The organism is Streptomyces sp. NBC_00582 (assembly GCF_036345155.1).
Lineage (GTDB): Bacteria > Actinomycetota > Actinomycetes > Streptomycetales > Streptomycetaceae > Streptomyces.
Genome location: NZ_CP107772.1, coordinates 10,407,061 through 10,424,062 on the forward strand (window position 1 = coordinate 10,407,061; position 17,002 = coordinate 10,424,062).

At 68.8% G+C, this 17,002-nt stretch carries 14 protein-coding genes and 5 pseudogenes; 10 read left to right on the top strand and 9 right to left on the bottom strand.

Translation table 11 applies throughout. The annotated features are described in order from the left end of the window. Positions 1 to 17 precede the first annotated feature (17 nt). Positions 18 to 893 carry a nuclear transport factor 2 family protein gene (locus OG852_RS47325; protein ID WP_330351243.1) on the top strand — a complete coding sequence of 292 codons (876 nt, stop codon included), beginning with the start codon at positions 18 to 20 and terminating at the stop codon, positions 891 to 893. A 49-nt stretch (positions 894 to 942) separates the two neighbouring features. Further along, positions 943 to 1,521, top strand: coding sequence for an NADPH-dependent FMN reductase (locus OG852_RS47330; RefSeq protein WP_330351244.1), 579 nt, complete (start codon positions 943 to 945; stop codon positions 1,519 to 1,521). Positions 1,522 to 1,588: 67 nt separating this feature from the next. On the opposite strand, the gene OG852_RS47335 is transcribed toward OG852_RS47330, so the two are convergent. Next, positions 1,589 to 3,052: an aldehyde dehydrogenase family protein gene (locus OG852_RS47335; protein ID WP_330351245.1), complete on the bottom strand. Its 1,464-nt coding sequence runs from the start codon at positions 3,050 to 3,052 to the stop codon at positions 1,589 to 1,591. A gap of 55 nt (positions 3,053 to 3,107) precedes the next feature. Here OG852_RS47335 and OG852_RS47340 point away from each other — a divergent pair, with 55 nt between their 5' ends. Beyond that, complete coding sequence (locus OG852_RS47340) at positions 3,108 to 3,284, top strand: hypothetical protein (protein WP_330351246.1); 177 nt, start codon at positions 3,108 to 3,110, stop codon at positions 3,282 to 3,284. A gap of 146 nt (positions 3,285 to 3,430) precedes the next feature. Further along, a pseudogene (locus OG852_RS47345) lies at positions 3,431 to 4,694 on the top strand (APC family permease); the annotation flags it as partial. Between the two features lie 562 nt (positions 4,695 to 5,256). Here OG852_RS47345 and OG852_RS47350 read toward each other — a convergent pair. The 4 genes and pseudogenes from OG852_RS47350 to OG852_RS47370 form a co-directional block, all read right to left on the bottom strand. Next, positions 5,257 to 6,162, bottom strand: coding sequence for an intradiol ring-cleavage dioxygenase (locus OG852_RS47350; RefSeq protein ID WP_330351247.1), 906 nt, complete (start codon positions 6,160 to 6,162; stop codon positions 5,257 to 5,259). 149 nt (positions 6,163 to 6,311) lie between these two features. Further along, positions 6,312 to 7,254: pseudogene (locus OG852_RS51150) on the bottom strand (transposase family protein). Between the two features lie 80 nt (positions 7,255 to 7,334). Beyond that, positions 7,335 to 7,878: pseudogene (locus OG852_RS47365) on the bottom strand (MOSC domain-containing protein). Positions 7,879 to 8,073: 195 nt separating this feature from the next. After that, positions 8,074 to 8,703, bottom strand: a complete 630-nt coding sequence (locus OG852_RS47370) for a TetR/AcrR family transcriptional regulator (RefSeq protein WP_330351250.1) — start codon at positions 8,701 to 8,703, stop codon at positions 8,074 to 8,076. A gap of 294 nt (positions 8,704 to 8,997) precedes the next feature. On the opposite strand from OG852_RS47370, the gene OG852_RS47375 reads away from it, so the two are divergent. Both OG852_RS47375 and OG852_RS47380 read left to right on the top strand, forming a co-directional pair. Continuing rightward, complete coding sequence (locus OG852_RS47375; RefSeq protein ID WP_330351251.1) at positions 8,998 to 9,762, top strand: SDR family NAD(P)-dependent oxidoreductase; 765 nt, start codon at positions 8,998 to 9,000, stop codon at positions 9,760 to 9,762. Between the two features lie 83 nt (positions 9,763 to 9,845). Beyond that, a pseudogene (locus OG852_RS47380) lies at positions 9,846 to 10,663 on the top strand (alpha/beta hydrolase). Positions 10,664 to 11,113: 450 nt separating this feature from the next. On the opposite strand, the gene OG852_RS47385 reads toward OG852_RS47380, so the two are convergent. Then, positions 11,114 to 11,659 (bottom strand): hypothetical protein, encoded by a 546-nt coding sequence (locus OG852_RS47385; protein WP_330351252.1) that lies wholly within the window; start codon positions 11,657 to 11,659, stop codon positions 11,114 to 11,116. Between the two features lie 4 nt (positions 11,660 to 11,663). Continuing rightward, positions 11,664 to 11,960: a hypothetical protein gene (locus OG852_RS47390; protein ID WP_330351253.1), complete on the bottom strand. Its 297-nt coding sequence runs from the start codon at positions 11,958 to 11,960 to the stop codon at positions 11,664 to 11,666. 458 nt (positions 11,961 to 12,418) lie between these two features. On the opposite strand from OG852_RS47390, the gene OG852_RS47395 reads away from it, so the two are divergent. Continuing rightward, positions 12,419 to 12,913, top strand: coding sequence for a VOC family protein (locus OG852_RS47395; RefSeq protein WP_330351254.1), 495 nt, complete (start codon positions 12,419 to 12,421; stop codon positions 12,911 to 12,913). Positions 12,914 to 13,074: 161 nt separating this feature from the next. Then, positions 13,075 to 13,571, top strand: a pseudogene (locus tag OG852_RS47400) (IclR family transcriptional regulator). Between the two features lie 36 nt (positions 13,572 to 13,607). Here OG852_RS47400 and OG852_RS47405 read toward each other — a convergent pair. Together OG852_RS47405 and OG852_RS47410 are read right to left on the bottom strand one after the other, a co-directional pair. After that, a complete protein-coding gene (locus OG852_RS47405) occupies positions 13,608 to 14,165 on the bottom strand; it encodes a pyridoxamine 5'-phosphate oxidase family protein (protein WP_330351255.1) in 558 nt (185 codons plus the stop codon). A 129-nt stretch (positions 14,166 to 14,294) separates the two neighbouring features. Further along, positions 14,295 to 15,053 (bottom strand): FadR/GntR family transcriptional regulator, encoded by a 759-nt coding sequence (locus OG852_RS47410; protein WP_330351256.1) that lies wholly within the window; start codon positions 15,051 to 15,053, stop codon positions 14,295 to 14,297. A 145-nt stretch (positions 15,054 to 15,198) separates the two neighbouring features. Between OG852_RS47410 and OG852_RS47415 the strand changes: the two genes are divergently transcribed. Both OG852_RS47415 and OG852_RS47420 read left to right on the top strand, forming a co-directional pair. After that, positions 15,199 to 15,747, top strand: coding sequence for a flavin reductase family protein (locus tag OG852_RS47415; RefSeq protein WP_330351257.1), 549 nt, complete (start codon positions 15,199 to 15,201; stop codon positions 15,745 to 15,747). A gap of 64 nt (positions 15,748 to 15,811) precedes the next feature. Beyond that, the gene (locus OG852_RS47420; protein ID WP_330351258.1) at positions 15,812 to 16,984 is read left to right on the top strand and encodes an acyl-CoA dehydrogenase family protein; all 1,173 of its coding nucleotides are present in this window, start codon (positions 15,812 to 15,814) and stop codon (positions 16,982 to 16,984) included. Positions 16,985 to 17,002: the final 18 nt, after the last annotated feature.

A 17,002-nucleotide genomic window follows, 5' to 3' on the forward strand; every position in this document is an offset into this window, starting at 1 on the left:
CGAAAGCGAGCCTTTCCATGTCTGCTGTACCCACCCCTGCGACCGTCGCCGCCAAGCGGCTGGTGGTCGACTTCTTCACCGCTGTCATCGCCGCTCGCAACGTCGACGCCATACCCGATTACGTCGCCCCCGAGCTGATTCAGCACGGCGCGGACATCCCGGACGGCGTCCAGGCGTACACCGAACACCTGCGAGACCGTTTCCGGCGTGAGGCCCGGGCCGAGGACGCGGACGGCGTCCGTCAGCCGCCGGAACCCGTCTTCATCATTGCCGACAACGACCTGGTCTGTGTCTGCCGTTACCTGCCGCAGCCCGATCCGGACGTTCCCGGAGCCACCTTCGACTACTACACGTTCACCACCTACCGAGTCCGGGACGGGCGGATCACGGAGCGGTGGCCGTCCGTCAACAAGGTCGCTCTGCCGCAGCCGCCGGCACCGGACACGCCGTCGCGCGCGGTTCTCGTGTCGACGCCGCCCGGGAACGACATGGAGGCGAACAAACGTCTGGTGACTGACTTCTACCGCTGCATCTTCGACGCGCGGAACCCCGACGCCGTCAAGGACTTCGTCACGGAGGACTACCACCAGTACGTCGCCCACTACCCGACCGGTCGCGCCGGGCTGGAGAAGTTCGTTCGCATCCAGTTCCCCGACGGCCCCGTGCCGACGCCCGCCGAGCCGCTCAACCCGCCGGCGCTGCTCCTCGCCCAGGGCGACATCGTCGTGTGCGCCGGGCTGCTGCCCCAGCCCGACCCCGACGGCGGGACATACCCGTACTACGTCTACGACGCCTTCCGCGTCCGGGACGGGCTGCTGTCCGAGCACTGGAGCGGCGTCACCAAGGCGGCCCTGCCCCGGCACCCCGGACCTCCCCCGCGGGGTCACAGCTGACCACGGATCGTCCCTCGTACTCCCTCTCACCGACAAGAAGGGCTTCTTCGTGCCCACGTTGCATGTAGTGGTCGGCAGTACCCGCCCCGGCCGTCTGGCGCTGCCCATCGCGCAGTGGGCGGCGCAGGCCGCCGAACAGCACGGCGGCTTCGACGTCCAACTCGTCGACCTGGCCGAGTTCGGACTTCCGCTCCTCGACGAACCGGCGCACCCGCGTACGGGGCAGTACGCCCACGAGCACACCCGTGCCTGGAGCGCCACGGTCGACGAGGCGGACGCCTTCGTCTTCGTGACGCCCGAGTACAACTTCGGTCCTCCCGCCGCATTGCTGAACGCGATCTCCTACCTCCACCGGGAGTGGCTGTGCAAGCCGGCCGCGTTCGTGAGTTATGGCGGCGTGGCGGCCGGCCTGCGATCGGTGCAGGTACTCAAGCAGGTACTGACGACCCTGAAGGTGATGCCGATCCCGGAGGGCGTCGCGATCCCCTTCGTGTTCCAGCTCGTCCAGGACGGCAGCTTCCAGCCAACCCCGCCCCTGGAGGCGGCCGCCACGGACATGCTCGACGAACTTCTGCGCTGGACCGAGCCGCTGCAGCTCCTGCGCAAGGGGCTCGTGCCCGCGCAGTGATCCCGCACTGGCCGGTGTGCAGGTGAGGGCCGACGGCGAATCCGCCGTCGGCCCTCACCTGCGCGGGTCAGAATGGGTAGACGGGGATCTCGTCCCGGACCGTGACCCACTGCTGTTCGGTGAAGGCTTCTAGGTTGGCCGCCACGCCGCCGTGACGGGACCCGTTGCCGGACGCGCCGACGCCGCCGAAGGGCACGGTGGCCTCGTCGTTCACGGTCTGGTCGTTGATGTGGACGAGCCCGGTGGGGATGCGGTCGGCCAGCGCCAGACCCCTGGCCGTGTCGCGGGTCAGGATGCCGAGGGAGAGGCCGTATTCGGTGTCAGCGGCGAGCCGGACGGCCTCGTCCAGGTCCTGGAAGGCGACGACGGGTGCGACAGGGCCGAAGATCTCCTCGGTGTAGGCACGCGCGGTCAGCGGTACGTCGGCCAGGACCGTGGGCCGGTAGAACAGGCCCTCGTACGTGCCGCCCGCGGCCAGCCGTGCTCCGGCGGCCAGACTGTCGGTGACGACGGAGTGGGCGGCCTTCAGCTGCATTTCGTCGATCATGGGACCGACCGCGACCGCGTTTGTCGCCGGGTCTCCCACGGGCGCCGCGTCGGCCCGCTCGGCTAGCCGTGCGGTGTACTCCTCGGCGATGGAGGCGTGGACCAGATGCCGGCTTGAGGCCATGCAGATCTGCCCGGCGTGGTGGAACGAGCCGAACGCGCCCGCCGACACCGCCTTGTCCAGGTCGGCGTCCTCCAGGACGATCAGGGCCGAGTTGCCGCCCAACTCCAGATGCACCCGCTTCAAGCGCTGCGCCGCCGCCGTGGCGATGGCCTTGCCGGCCCGGGTCGACCCGGTGAACGCGATGACCGGTACACGCGGGTTGTCCACCAGCGCTGCTCCGACGTCGGCGCCGCCGGGCAGGACGTGCAGCACGCCCTCGGGGAGGCCGGCCTCCTCGAAGACCCGCGCGATCGTGACGCCCCCGCAGACCGCCGTGCGCGGGTCGGGCTTGAGGACGACCGCGTTGCCCAGGGCCAATGCCGGCGCGACCGCCCGCATGGCGAGCACCATCGGTGCGTTGAACGGGGAGATCACGCCCACGACGCCCACTGGCCTGCGCCGCGAGAACGACAGCCGGTCCTCGACCGAGCGGAGCACCTCACCGAACGGGGCCGCCGCGAGGCCCGCGGCCTCGTAGCACTCCTCGGCGGCTCCGTTCGACGTCTGGAACTCCGCGAACGGGCGCAAGGCACCCGACTCGCGCACGATCCAGTCCGCGATCTCGGCCTGGTACTTCTCGAACAGGGCCCCGGCACGCCGCAGAACCTGTGCCCGCTCGATGTACGGCAGGGCCGCCCAGGCACGCTGTGCCGCCGCGGCCTGTCCCACGGCACGGTGGAGGTCGGCGGGCGTGGCGGCGCCCACCCGGCCCAGCACTTTGCCGGTGGCCGGTTCGACGGAGTCGTAGGGCTCACCGGACCCGTCCACCCACCTACCGGAGAAGACGCGCCCCTGCCAGTCATGATCCTCGAGAAAAGCCATGATGCTCCCGTCCCAATTAGTGCACTGTACCGTTCAGTTTAGTTTCACTTCCGACGTGTGGCTAGACGGTCCGGGTCTGCGGCTGACGGGGCTGACGCCTCTGCCGCTCGACTCCTGGTGGCGGGCGGTCTCCACCGCCCCCGACCGCGCCTCGCCCACGATCACGGACGAGCCGCACACCGCGACGGAGCCGCCGACGCTTGCGGCGGAGGCGGACAGCGCGAGGGCGTAGTCGGGGCGATGCCGGACGGGGTGGCCGCGCCCGCGGCGCGGGCAGCACCAGCGCCCGAAAGGGGCGCTGGGGGAGGAACTGCGCGACCAGCCGACCACAACCCGCACAATGGGTCGCGCGGCGGCGGGCAGTATGAGCGCATGCGCATGACGGATGACCCCGCAGGTGTCCTGCCCGAGCCGCTGCGGTACCGGGTCAAGCGCCATCTGCTCGGCCCGCCCCTGACGACGGAGCGGATCAGCGGGCAGAAGCTCGGCAATCCGATGGCGCTGGGGGTCCTCGCCTCGGACTGCATCAGCTCGTCCGCGTACGGCAGCGAGGAGATGCTGCGCGTCCTGGTGCCGGTCGTCGGGGCGGCGGCCTTCAGCCTGCTGATGCCGGTGACCGGGGCGATCCTGCTGGTCCTGCTGCTGACGCTCTGTTACAGCGATGTCGTGATGATTTACACCAGGGCGGGTGGCAGCTATGTGGTTGCCCGCGAGAACCTCGGCCCGGACATCGCGCAGATCGCCGCCGTCGCGCTGCTCGTCGACTGCACGGTGACCGTCGCCGTGCAGGTCTCGGCCGGCACGAACGCGCTGATCTCGCTGGCCCATCTGCTCGGCGACTCCTTCACCGGGCTCGACCACCTCCAGACGCCCGTCAGTGTCGGCGTGGTCGTCATCCTGGCGTACGGCAATCTGCGCGGCCTGCGCGAGGCGGGCCGGCTCTTCGCCGCGCCCGCCTACCTGTTCATGGGGGCCGTCGGCCTGATGTTCGCCGTCGGGGCGTTCCGCTGGGCGCTGGGCGGACTGCCGCACGCCGACGTCCACACCCCGGGCGCGGTCCCGCTGGGGCATCCGGAGAGCGGCTGGCTGTACGGCGCTTCGCTGTTCATGGTGCTGCGCGCGTTCGCCAACGGCGGCTCCTCGCTCACCGGCCTGGAGGCCATCTCCAACGGCGTCTCCGTCTTCCACGAGCCCCAGGGCCGCAACGCCCGCCGCACCCTCATCGTGATGAGCTGCGTCCTGGGCACCGTGGTCCTCGGAGTGTCGCTGCTCGCTCACGTCACGCACGCCATCCCGTACACCGACGGCACCCCGACCGTCATCGCCCAGGAAGCCCGGCTGGTCGTCGGCAACGGCACGGCCGGGGACGCGGGCCTGGTCCTGGTCCAGCTCGCGACCGCCCTCATCCTCTATACGGGAGCCAACACCCCCTTCACCGGTTTCCCGTTACTGGCGAGCTTTTGTCGCCGAGGACCGCTTCCTACCCCCGCGCGCTGACCGGCGTGGCCACCGGCTGGCCTTCTCCAACGGCATCATCGCCCTGTCCGTGATCGCCCTCGCCCTGCTGCTGGTCACCGGCGCCAGCGTGGACCGCCTCGTCGCCCTCTACGCGATCGGCGTGTTCACCGCCTTCACCATGGCCCGGATGAAAAGCCACGAACCGGAGAACCGGCTGTCCTGAAACTGAACGCAATCCAACTGGGTTCTTTTCATCCCGCTCTGCCTGGACCTCCTGAAGCTGCTTGGCCAACTCCTCAGGGAGGGCATCCCGTTCGCTCCGGCGGGCGGTGATCCACTGCCGCTCCTGCATCCCCCTCGCCCTCCCGCGTTCTCACGGCGTGCCGACCTGCTGACGGATCGTAGGCGGGGGCCGGTCGTGGGCTCAGCCGAACCCGGCATCCCACCGGAGCCGGACCCGCCCGATGATCTACGCCCTGGTCATCGGCCGCCGACCGGCACGAGTATCCAACTCGCCATTCACACCAGACCCGCGACCTGCGACTTCACGATGCACACCGCTCAATGGTGCGGTGGCCGACTCAGGCAGCGATGGGTCGGGCGGGGGCAGGAGTGAGACGGTCGGCCACTGATCTTGCTTCGCTGTACGTTGGGCGGTCCCGAACTCCTGTGCTGCGGAGTCCGAGACCGCATCCGCCCCGTGCTGGAGTGAGATGCGAACCACGGGGCTCAGGGCGAGGCGGAGATCAGGATGAGGGCGAGCCGCTGGGCATGGTCATCCCGCCCGAGCGGCCATCGTTCTCGGTGTCCAGGTCGACCGCCATCCTGATCGACGCCTTGACGGTCCTGGCGGCGTTCTTCTTGTCCCACGACACGGCGAGCATGCCGTCCGTGGTTGTGTCACCGCTGTAGATGCCGTCGCTGCTGTTGGTGGTGAGCGGGTTCTCGTTCGACGTGTAGGGCTTGACCTTGGTGATCGCGTCGATCAGATCCTCGGGAAAGAAGAGCTGGCCGGTGTGCACGGTGGTGCCGTCTGCGTAGGCGTCGTTCAGGAGCACACCCTTGGTGTGCACCTTGACGTGGATGTGCACGGCTCGCCCGGTATACCAGCCGGGCACGATGCTGCGGAACCGAACCCAGCCGTCCTTGTCCGTCATCTGGAAGCCGCGCATGTAGGTGGTCTTGCTGTCCGGTTCCTCGTGCATGCCGGGGGAGCCGCCGGCGGTCGGTTGGGCCGTGGGCGTGCCGCTCGGCAGGCTGCCGCCGCTGCCAGCTGCAGACGCCTCCTCGTAGCCCGAGTAGATGCCCAGCGCGTCGCAGTGCCAGATGTCCACGGCGACATTGCTCACCGGCTTGGCGTCCTGCGAGTTGCGTACCTGGATGCGCAGGTCCAGCGGGGTGCCCTGTTTGCCCTCGGTTATGTCGACGCGGTGCAGGTCGTAGTCGAGGTAATACGGACCCTCGATGGTCTCTTTGGTCAGGGTCAGGGCATCATCCGAAGCGGACGTGTCGGCCGCGGAGGCCGAGGTCTGAGCCTGGTCTGCTTTGGCGGTGGCCGCGTAGGCCAGGCCCAGCCCGACAGCCGCGGCACCCGCGCCACCAGCTGCGAGGACCTTGCGGCGATTCATGAAGGAAGGTGTGTGATCTGACATGCCGCGCACCCTACGAGTCCCATGTGGGAAAACCCGGAAAGGATGCTTGGAGGCCCATGTGACTCACCTTGACTCCGAAGCTTCTGTAACGAGCCGACCCGCGATTGAGGTTGGGGCGTGCTGGCCTGGCAGTTCGGCTGGTGGGTGATTCAGCAGGCCGCCGCGCGGACGTGTACCAACTCGGTGCTGGGCCGGTGGCGGGAGGTCCGTAGGGCGGCACGGTCGGAAACCAGGCTGGCGATGGCTCGGTGGATTTCACCGTAGTTCTCGCGACGGCCGGTGTATCGCTGCAGTGGTCGCCACTGTCGGTGCTCGGCGTTGGCGTGCTCGACGCAGATCCGGCGGGAGGACTGGCGGCGGCGCATCTCGCGCCATCCGTATCGCTCGGTCAGTGGCGCACTGTGGATGTCCTTCGGCCTCCTGGGCGGGGCCGAGATCTGGCCGGGGAACTCGTTGGCCAGGCCTCGGTAGCCCTCGTCGACCTCGACCTTAACCCGTGGGTACTGGCGGAACTGCTCCGCGATGCCCTCGGTGCGCACGGCGGTCTGGTCGTGCATTCGGCCGGGCCGCTCGGCACCGGACCAAAGGGTCCGGCCCTGGTGGTCGCTGATCGTGGTCGTCTTGATGGTGTTCTGTTTTCGCTTGCCGGAGACGAACGCCCACCTGCCGGGGCGGCCCGCCTTCGGGCGGCGAACTGGGGTCTCCATGCCGTCGATGCGCAAGGTCACGCCCTCCGCGTCGGCATAGGCGAACACGTCGTCCAGCGTGCGCAGCCGAATGCCGGGCCGGCCCGGCACGGCGAACCCGCGCGCGGCCAGCAGCGGTCAAACCTCGCTGGCCGCCCGGCCGATGGTGGAGGGGCCCACCTCGTAGATCACGCCGAGCGCCGCATGCGTCAGCCCGGTCCGCAGATGGACCAGTGTCGCCAACACCCGACCGATGAAGACCAGTTCGTACTTCGGACCGGCTCCAGTCTCGCGTCGCCGGGCACCACCACGCCGCTCGTCGCGTCCGGACTCGCAGCGTGGCGCGAGTTCTTCGATCAAAGCCGAGATGCTATTGCGAGATGCCGCAGAAGGCATGATGTGCCATGGCCGCGCGGGCCAGCTTGATGTTCACACCACAAGAACCCGCGCGGCCATCGACACGTCACGGCCTGCTCGCGAAGGAGGTCAGACCCGGTCGAGGGGCCGATGCGGCTCGTCCGGAAGCTCCACCGTGATCGTGTCGCCGGGACGCACCATGCCGCCCACCTGGACGACGCTCATGATCCCGGCCTTACGCACGATCTTCCACGGCCTCGTCACGGCCGACGACCTTCTTCAGCAACCCGTCCTGGAAGTTGTCGATCTGCAGGCAGGGATTCCGCAGGCCGGCGACCTCCACGATCGCCTCGTTGCCGATGCGCAGCAGTGTCCCGACGGGCAGGCCGAGCAGGTCGATGCCGCTCGTGGTGATGTTCTCGCCGAGTTCGCCGGGCGCCACGTTGAATCCCTCTCCGCCGACTTCGGTGAAGAGCTCCTGGTGAATGAGGTGGACCTGGCGCAGGTTCGGCTGGGTGGGGTCCTGCGCGACACGCGAGCGATGCTTGACCGTGACGCCGGCGTGCACGTCCCCCTCCACCCCGAGCCCGGTAAGTAATACGATGCTGGCCCGGTTGGGCTTGGTGAACGAGTACTCGCTGTTGCTGCTGACTGCCGTTACCGTCCCGCTCATCCCCGGGCCCTTCTCGTCGGCCGGCTCGAAGGCCAGTTGTCGGGAAGCGAGTTCGGAGGCGGTCAGGTCCTCCGCCCGTAGAGAGAGGGCACGGACGCGGGCGCGCTGGAGGGCGATTCGGTCGTGAAGCTCGTAGGCGAGCGTCGGCGGGTGGCCGAGCGTGGATGCAGGGCGACGCCTCGGCGCGCCTTGGGATCAGCGTGACCAGTTGCCCGTTCGGGAATCCATCCGCAAGGTGACCGGCGAGGGCAGGGGTTTCGCCATGGTTGGCCTCAGGCCTTCGAACATGAGGGTCAGATAGCGCCGCCAGCCATCGGTGCTGGGGTCCATGGTCCACAGTGTGGTGGTCAGCATGGCCATGAGCCGGGGCAGGTCGTCGGGGACGAGGTCCGCGCGGAGCAGGCCGGCGTCCTGAGCGCGTCGGGCGAGCAGGCTCAGTGCCTCGTAAAAGGGGGTGTAGACCTCCGCCGTCAGGGTGCCGGCGCTGCGCGCGGCGGCCAGTGTGTGCAGTTCACGCGCTGCTAGACCCATGGCGGCCTCGATCAGGCTGACGAGGCCGTGCAGTGGGTCATCGTCGGCGAGGGCTCGTTCGACGGCAGGGGTGAGGTCCTCGGCGATGGCCAGGTCGAGGGCGGCTCGTACCAGGTCCGCCTTGTTGGGGAAGCGGTTGTACAAGGTCCTGATACGCACGTCGGCGCGACGGGCGATCTCCTCGAGTGGCGCATCGGGGCCAAGCTCGGCGAAGACCGCGCGTGCAGTGCGCAGGATGCGCTCGGCGTTGCGCGCGGCGTCGGCGCGCAACCGGCGCTCGGTGTCGGTGGTCACAATGACAGGTTAGCAACCTTCAGTCGACTGCAACTTGTGCTAGCTTCGACGCCAGGAGGATCTTGCAGTCAACTGCCACATAGGGGTCCGGTTGCGGCTATGTACCTGGCCGAAGCATGAAGGTTGTGATCCCTTGTGCGTTGGCGGGTGGGCTGGGCATGGCGGATGCGCTGCGCCGGACCGGGTATCGGTTCCGCGGCTGCAACGTGTTCCAGGACGCAGTGATCAGTAAGCGGATGGCTGGCTGACCTGGTGGTGGGCCCTGCGCCGTGGTCTGGAGGTCAAGGAGACGCGATGAATATCAAGGACACGGCCGCTCTCGTCACCGGCGGTGCCTCAGGCTTGGGCGGCGCGACCGCGCGGGAGCTGGCCGGGCGGGGAGCGCGGGTGTTCGCGCTCGATCTTGCCGAGGGCATCGACAAGGCGTCCGTTGTGGGCGGCGTGACCTATGTCGAGGCCGACGTGACCGACACGGGGCAGGTGCGGGCTGCGGTCGACCGTGCCGCGAACTGCGGAATGCCGCTGCGCACGGTGGTGAACTGCGCGGGTGTCGCGGCGTCCGCGCCGATCCTCTCGAACCAGGGTTGGCACGACCTCGCGCTCTTCCGCAGGGTCGTCGAGATCAACCTGATCGGCACGTTCACCGTGATGGTGCTGGCCGCCGAGGCCATGGCGAAGACGGAACCGCTGGCGGACGACGCCCGCGGTGTTGTGATCAACACCGCGTCCATCGGTGCCTTCGACGGCCTGGCGGGGACAGCTGCCTACGCGGCGTCGAAGAGCGGCGTGGCCGGGTTGACGCTGCCTGCGGCTCGGGACCTCGCGGCCCAGGGGATACGAGTGATGACCGTCGCGCCCGGCATGTTCAACACTCACATGCTGGGCCTCGTGGAGGCGGGGGAGGACGTCCGGGCGGCAGCCGGCGCGAACGTGCCGCTCCCGAAGCGTCTCGGTCACTCGGACGAGTTCGCGCGTCTCGTCGTCGAAATCGTCGAGAACGACTACCTCAATGGTGAGGTCATCCGCCTGGACGGCGCGCTGAGACTGGGGGCGTCATGAACGTCGACGTGTTCCACCCCGACCTCCGCAAGGTTGCACGATGGGTGCCGCGCAGTCCCGTCAGTGCCCGACGGCTCCGGCTGATGCGGACGCTCGACCGGCTTCGCGAACCGCGCCACGCCCGGGACGTCACTGTCGAGACCGTCGGCCCGATCTCCGTACGGACATACACGCCGCCATCCGGTGTCTCCGTGCCCTCGCCCGCACTGCTCTGGATTCACGGCGGCGGATACGTGATGGGGACGGCGGCTGTCGACGACGCCGTATGCCGCCACTTCGCCCGTGAACTCGGCATCATCGTCGCATCCGTCGACTATCGCCTCGCACCGGAGGACCCGTTCCCGACCCCACTGTACGACTGCTACCGGGCACTTACCTGGCTGGCCGAACACACAGACGTCGACGCGACGCGTATCGCCGTCGGCGGAGCCAGTGCGGGAGGCGGGCTCACCGCCGCGTTGGCTTTGCTCGCCCGAGAGCGCGCGGAAGTGCGGCCAGTCTTCCAGTTGCTGACCTATCCGATGCTCGACGACCGCACCGTCACCCGCACCGACATCGACGAAACCCACTTCCGCGGCTGGAACAACACCGCCAACCTCTTCGGCTGGCAGTCCTACCTGGGCACTGCTCCGGGATCGGCCGACATCAGCCCGCTCGCCGCACCGGCGCGGCATGACGATCTGTCCGGACTCCCACCAGCTTGGGTGGCACCGGCTCACTGGACCTGTTCTATAAGGAAGACATGACCTACGCCGAGCGACTGAGGGCTGCAGGCGTCCACTGTGAACAACTGGTGGTCGACGGTGCCTTCCACGGCTTCGACCTCGCTTCCCCGAAAGCCGGGATCTCCCAGGAATTCCGGACCGCTCAGACACAAGCACTCGCGAATGCGCTGACCTGAACCACGGCGAAAGAAAGCGGAAGTTCGTGCACTCGCCACCGCCGGAGCCGGAACTCGTCTGCGGCGGCCGCGTGCCAACAGCGCTCCCCGTCAGTTTCCATCCCGCACCAGCTGTACGCCATGCTGGACAAGTTCTCCCCGCGCCGGCACGCCGAGGCCCGCACCTGGGCCGCTGAGAACGACGTCGAACTGGTCTTCTCACCAACCAACGGCTCGTGGCTGAACTTGATCGATTCGGAGTTCGCGGCCCTGCGCTACTTCGCGCTGAACGGTACCGACCACCGAACACACGATGAGCAGAATGCGGGCATCGCCGGCTACATCCGCTGGTGCAACGCCCGCGCCGAGCCGAAGGCGAAGTTCGCCAAGGCTCACCGATCCGACCCTGGATCGAATACCCGGCCAACGGCGCGTAACGAGTCACTAGGCGCATGGGCTACGGAACGTCGGCTACTCGTCGTGAGCGATCAACGGCCCAGGAGTGGTCTGGGCGAGGGCGCGGGCGCCGTCCACGAGCAAGGTGACGTACAGCTCCTGGCACACGGTGCGGTGGTCCTCGTCCGTGCCAGTCAGGGCCGAGAGGGCGACGGTGCGGCCGTCGATCTCGGTCTTCTCCCGATGCCGCGCGGCGTGGCTGAGACGGACCAACAGGTCGTAGGCGGCTTCCCCTTGGCCGGTGCGGGTCTGCAGCCGGGCGAGGTTGACCAGCGGCATGAGCGACATGACGGCGACCCGTCCGCTGAGGCGTCCGGCGTTAGCGAAGACCTGATGCTGGCGCCAGCACAGATCCTCGGCCAGGTCGGGCAGGCCGATCTCAGAGGCGATGAGCGCGGCGTAGTTGAGGACCCCGCAGGTGCGGGCCACCAGGTCGTGGTGGCCCGCACCTGCGGGCGCGACGGTCAGCCCGGTGAGGTGGTTGATGCGCTCCTCCAAGGGGAGCGCGGGCGCCTTGGTGCGGCGGACCAGGGGGATGCGGCTGGCTATCGCGGGGATCATCGACTCAGCCGTTGCGCGCCCAGTCGACGACCAGTCGGCTGTAGGGCTTGTCGATGATGAAGCGCGGGTCGTCCTCCGTCAGCCGTTCACGCGAGTCCGCGACGGCCATCCGGAAGCCCGGTTCGGGGGCGTCGTTGCCGCCACTCGCGTCCCAGGCACGGATCTCGCTCACGACGCGCTCGGCGAGGTCGGCGCCGCCCCGCCGTGGCCGATCACGCCGACCTCCCAGTACCCGGCCCTGCTCGTCCTCGCCCTCGCGGATGGTCAGGTACGCCAGCGATTCGCCATCGAGGGCGGCCATGGAACCCCACCCGAGGTACGGGGTGAACCCGGGGCGCTGCCCGCCCGATCTCGCGAGCTTGAGCGCGTGATCAGTCCCACCGGACCGGCGCCGGCGACGATCACGTCATAACGACCGGTCATCGAGACGTGCCTGCGCCGGGGCGGGTGCGGCGGACGAAGAGGCCACCGCACCCGCACCCGCCTGCGTGACGGCCACGTCCAGGTGCGGCAGCGCGCCGGACACGCCGACAGCGCCGACGCACTGGCCCTCGACGACTATCTGGAAGACCTCGTCCGGCGCGGTGCCGACGTGGAACGGCTGGTGCTGTGCCGGGCGGTCGAGGCGTTCTGCGCGCGCAGAGGCGCAAAGCGCATGTGGTGTGCACCTCTTCTTCATTGACCGGTGTGAACGGTACTCAAACGCTAGTTGCGTGTGGCAGGGCCAGAGTCCTGCTTAACGAGACATAGGGGTAGACCGTGGCTATCACCGGACTCGGTCACACCGGACTGTGGGTGTACGACCTGCCGAAGATGCGGGACTTCTACGAGCGCGTCATGGGGCTGGCGGTGACCGACGAGGACGAGGAGCTCGGGATCGTGTTCTTCAGCGCGCGACCGCACGAGGAGCACCACGAGTTCGTGCTCCAGACCGGGCGGACGTCGCGCATCGGTGACAAGCAGCAGCATCAGATCTCGTGGCGCGTGGAGTCCGTGGAGCACCTGCGAGTCTGCCACCGACGGTTCGAGGAGGAAGGGGCCGAGGTCCAGCAAGAGGTGACGCACGGCAACGCCCTCGGCATCTACTTCTTCGACCCGGAGGGCAACCGCAACGAGGTCTACCTCCGTATCGAGCGGGACGTGCGGCAGCCCTTCCGCAAGACCATCGACTTCTCCCTCTCGCCCGAGGAGATCTATGCGGAGGCCGAACGGCTGCTCAACGACGGTGGCGCCGCCTATCAGCCGGTCCAGTAGCGGCTGGCGGTAACGGCTGCCCGCGGCGGAGGCGATTCCCTTCCCGCGTGCGATGTCCTGCAGTACAGGACGACAGCAGGTGGCGGTGGCCCCGGCCGGGCAGCACCGGGAGCGCAACTCGACTGCCGACCGGGCCTTGGAGCGAGATCGCCCTCCTCGTGATGAGGAATCTGTCCACGGCAGTCGGTGAGACGGTGCTCCTCACCCGTCGTGCCGGCGGGGGCGCCATCTGCGTGGAGCGCTGCGAGGCGGCCCATCCGGTACGGATCTCCTACGAGCGCGGCAGCGTTCTGCCCGCCAATGCCGGGGCCTCGGCCATGACCCTGCTCGCACGGCTACCGAGGACGAGTGCCGAGAGCTGCCGGCGGGGCAGCGACTCGAGCGGTTCACCGCGCGCATCTTGACGGACCTCGAAGAACTCATGGCCAAGCTGACGGAGATTCGTCACGCGGGGTACTGCGTCAGCCGGGGTGAGCCGGACGTGGACATCCTGGGCATCGCCGCCCCTGTCCGCGGAGCCTCCGGGACGATGGAGGCCGTGTTGAGTGTGGCCGCCCTGGAACACCGGATTCCGGACCGGCGGCTCGACGAGGTGGTCGCAGCCGTGCGCGACGCCGCCGAACACATCGGCAGTCGGCCGGCGATGGGCGGAGACTGAACCGTCTCCGGCCCCGGCCCGGGGGAGGCATCGGCCTCAGTCCGAGGGGAGGAAGAGCTCCTTGTAGGGGTGCACGGCGGTCAGACTCCTCCCGTCGGTGCTGAAGTCCAGGACGGTCCGCCACATCAGTCCCACCCTGTGGTCCGCCCACACGGCCTGAACGGGATCGATACGGAAGAAGGCCTGCTGCCCTTCTTCCGGACCTCGGACGTTCTCGAACAGGCCCGAGTCCGCCGCCCACGGAAACTGCTCACGGCTGAGGCGAGCGGCCAGGGCGATCTCGTCCGGCTCGACCACCAGCGTTGCCCGACCCTTGACCTGGAGGGAGCGGGTCTCGAAGCGTTCGTCGTAGCCCCCTGACGGCAGGTGGCTGACAACATAGCTGACGCGGTCGTCGGCGACCATCTCCGAGCGCTTGCGGGTCTGGGCGAAGGCGTGCATGTAGACGCGCAGTCCGTCGGCGGCGATGTGCATCGCCGAGGCGGACGGGGAGCCGCCGTCGTCCAGTACGGCCAGGGTGGCGATCTCCTCGGTACGCAGCAGCTCGGTGAGCGCTGCTGCGATCTCTTCCAGGCTCGGCTCTGTTCGGGACATCACGCCTCCACAGGGGTGTGAGATAGGCGGCGGCAGGGTCTGGCCGCCCGACCGATGAAATAGGACGATGGTCCTCCTATGCAAGACGCGTGCAGGCAGTCGTCGCGTCCGAACGCGGATGATCCTGGGTCAGTCCGCGCCGGCGGCCGTCGTCGTGTCCGTCGTCGTGTCGTGTTCCGCGACCAGCTGCATCAACGCCTCCTCCTCGCGTTTTTCGAGGGTGTCGACCAGCGCGGTGTGCAGCCTGCACCGGTCCCGGATGTGCTGCGTCAGGGCGACGCCCCCTTGCGGGCGGACGTCCAGCGCGTGCCGCTCGACAACCTCCAGAAGAGCCACGTACAGCGAGCACAGCAGTGCGTTCGGGGTGATGTCGGCGACTCTGGCGTGGAGGCGCCAGTTGGCCCGCACGAACGCGTCGACATCGCCCGCCTCGACAGCCGCGTCCATCGGTTCGAGATGGAGCCGCAGATCCTTGATGTCCGCCGGCGAGGCGTGCCACAGGGCGTCCTGCCACAGCAGGGGCTCCAGCGCGTTGCGGATGCGCAGAGCCTGGGTCACGTCCGCCTGGGAGGTGTCCAGGGCCAGGACGGAGTGGGCGAGCCTCGCCATCGGGGTCTGCTCGGCGGCGAACAGGCCGCCGCCCGGTCCGCGTTGCACGGTGACGACTCCTCGCGTCTGGAGCAGGCGGAGCGTCTCGTTGAACGTTCCGACCGAAACTCCGCAGCGGGCACGGAGTTCGTCCTTCGTCCCCAGCCGGGTCCCGGGGGTGACCCGCGACGCGAGTTCGGCCACGAGGTCGGCCGCCGCTTCCGCACGCGACGCGCCCCCCGCCTGCCCCCAGTCGGCGCGTCGCAGTGCCGGCGGGTCGGCACTCCTGTCATTGGCCACGTCCTGCTCCTCGCGTCGCGTGCTCTCGCCGTCTGCCGGCACCGTCGGTCCATCCTGCGTCATGTCGTCGTTGATTCATTATGACGAATAGCCTCCCACCTCTTGACGTCGTGCGAAACAGCGATGCAACATCACCATAATCATCATGACGAATGGAGATCCCATGGTCCCCGTCCTCGGTGAGCAGGAATTCCGTGACCTCATGGCAGGCGTCTGCGCACCGGTCACGATCGTCACCGCCACGGCCGAGGGCCGCCCCCACGGCACGACGGTCAGCGCCTTCGCGTCGCTGTCATTGCGGCCCCCCATGGTCACCGTGGCACTCGATCGCGGTTCCGCGGTCCTCTCTCACATCACCGCGACCGGACGCTTCGGCGTCAACGTCCTCGCCCGCACCCAGGACGACCTCGCGCTGGGGTTCGCCCGCCGTGGCACCGACCGCTTCGCCGGCGTCGACTGGCAGTTCGATCACGGTCTGCCTCGCCTTGGCTCCGCCCCAGGGTGGCTGGTGTGCGAGGTGACCCAGGTGGTGGAGGGCGGTGACCACCTGCTGCTGCTCGGCACGGTCACCCATGCCCGGACCACCCCGGCACCGCCGCTCGTCTACGGATACCGGACCTTCGGCACCCACTCCGGCTACGGGGACCGCCCGCGGCACACCATCCGCGAGCAACTCGCCGCCTTCGCCCGCTGACCCCTCCCCACCGCCCCGGCCAGGGACTCGCGCCCCGCCGACCGACAAGAAAGAGCGCCCCACCATGACGACTCATGACGACCTCGTCGCCCGTGCCGTGGCCCTGCAGCCGCTGCTGCGCGAGCATGCGGCGGCCACCGAGACCGACCGGCGGGTACCGGATGCCGTGATCGACGCGCTCACCGAAGCCGGGCTGCTCAAGCTCTCCATCCCGAAGCGGTACGGCGGACACCAGACGTCCATGCGCACCATGGTCGACGTGTCGGCCGCGCTGGCGGAGGGTGACGGGTCGACCTCCTGGGTCGTCACCCTCGTCAACGTGTGCAACTGGCTCACCAGCCTCTTCCCTTCCAAGGCGCAGGACGACGTGTTCGGGGCCAACCCGGACGCCCGGGTCACGGGGGTGCTCACCCCGACCGCCACGAGCGTCAAGGTCGAGGGTGGCTGGCGGCTGTCCGGCCGCTGGTACTACAACTCCGGTTCGCCGCACTCCGACTGGGCCGTGCTCGGCGTGCCCCTCACGGACGAGGACGGTGAGGTGGTCGACCAGGGGCTGGTCCTGGCCCCGCGCGGCGACCTGTCCCTGGAGGACACCTGGTTCGTGGCCGGCATGAAGGGCACCGCCAGCAACTGCCTCATCGCCGAGGACATCTTCGTCCCCGAGCACCGCGTCATGTCCGTGCCCGCCGCCATCGAGGGCAACTACCCCACGGAGCACACGGACGAGGTCCTCTCCCGTTCGGGATTCGTCCCCGTCCTCTCCCTGGTCCTGGCCGGCCCGCAGCTCGGACTCGGCCGCGCGGCACTGAAGTACGTGACGGAGAAGGCCACCCGCAAGCCCATCTCCTACACCTTCTACGAGACGCAGGCCGAGTCGGTTGCCGTGCAGCTGCAGATCGCGGAGGCGGCCCAGCGGATCGACACCGCCACGCTGCACGCCCACCGGGCAGCCGCCGACATCGACACGGCCGCGCAGAACGGCACCTACCTCGACTTCACCGAGCGCGCCCGTGTCCGCGCGGACACGGGCTGGGCCATCCAGAACGTACTCGGGGCGATCGACACACTCGTCAGCGTGCACGGCGCAGCCTCCTTCGCCGAGGTCAACCCGCTCCAGCGGATCTGGCGCGACGCCAACACCGCCGGCCGTCACGCGGTCGCCGCGCCGACCGTCGCCATGGAGGTCTACGGCAAGGCCCTGCTCGGCATCGACGAGAAGATCACCCCCCTCGTGTGACCAGGTCACACCAGCATC

Bases quoted from the DNA above. Each gene is read 5' to 3' on its own strand.
- OG852_RS47325 (WP_330351243.1), top strand. From the start codon at position 18: ATGTCTGCTGTACCCACCCCTGCGACCGTCGCCGCCAAGCGGCTGGTG.
- OG852_RS47335 (WP_330351245.1), bottom strand. From the start codon at position 3,052: ATGGCTTTTCTCGAGGATCATGACTGGCAGGGGCGCGTCTTCTCCGGT.
- OG852_RS47350 (WP_330351247.1), bottom strand. From the start codon at position 6,162: ATGTCAGATCACACACCTTCCTTCATGAATCGCCGCAAGGTCCTCGCA.
- OG852_RS47375 (WP_330351251.1), top strand. From the start codon at position 8,998: ATGAATATCAAGGACACGGCCGCTCTCGTCACCGGCGGTGCCTCAGGC.
- OG852_RS47385 (WP_330351252.1), bottom strand. From the start codon at position 11,659: ATGATCCCCGCGATAGCCAGCCGCATCCCCCTGGTCCGCCGCACCAAG.
- OG852_RS47390 (WP_330351253.1), bottom strand. From the start codon at position 11,960: ATGGCCGCCCTCGATGGCGAATCGCTGGCGTACCTGACCATCCGCGAG.
- OG852_RS47405 (WP_330351255.1), bottom strand. From the start codon at position 14,165: ATGTCCCGAACAGAGCCGAGCCTGGAAGAGATCGCAGCAGCGCTCACC.
- OG852_RS47415 (WP_330351257.1), top strand. From the start codon at position 15,199: ATGACGAATGGAGATCCCATGGTCCCCGTCCTCGGTGAGCAGGAATTC.
- OG852_RS47420 (WP_330351258.1), top strand. From the start codon at position 15,812: ATGACGACTCATGACGACCTCGTCGCCCGTGCCGTGGCCCTGCAGCCG.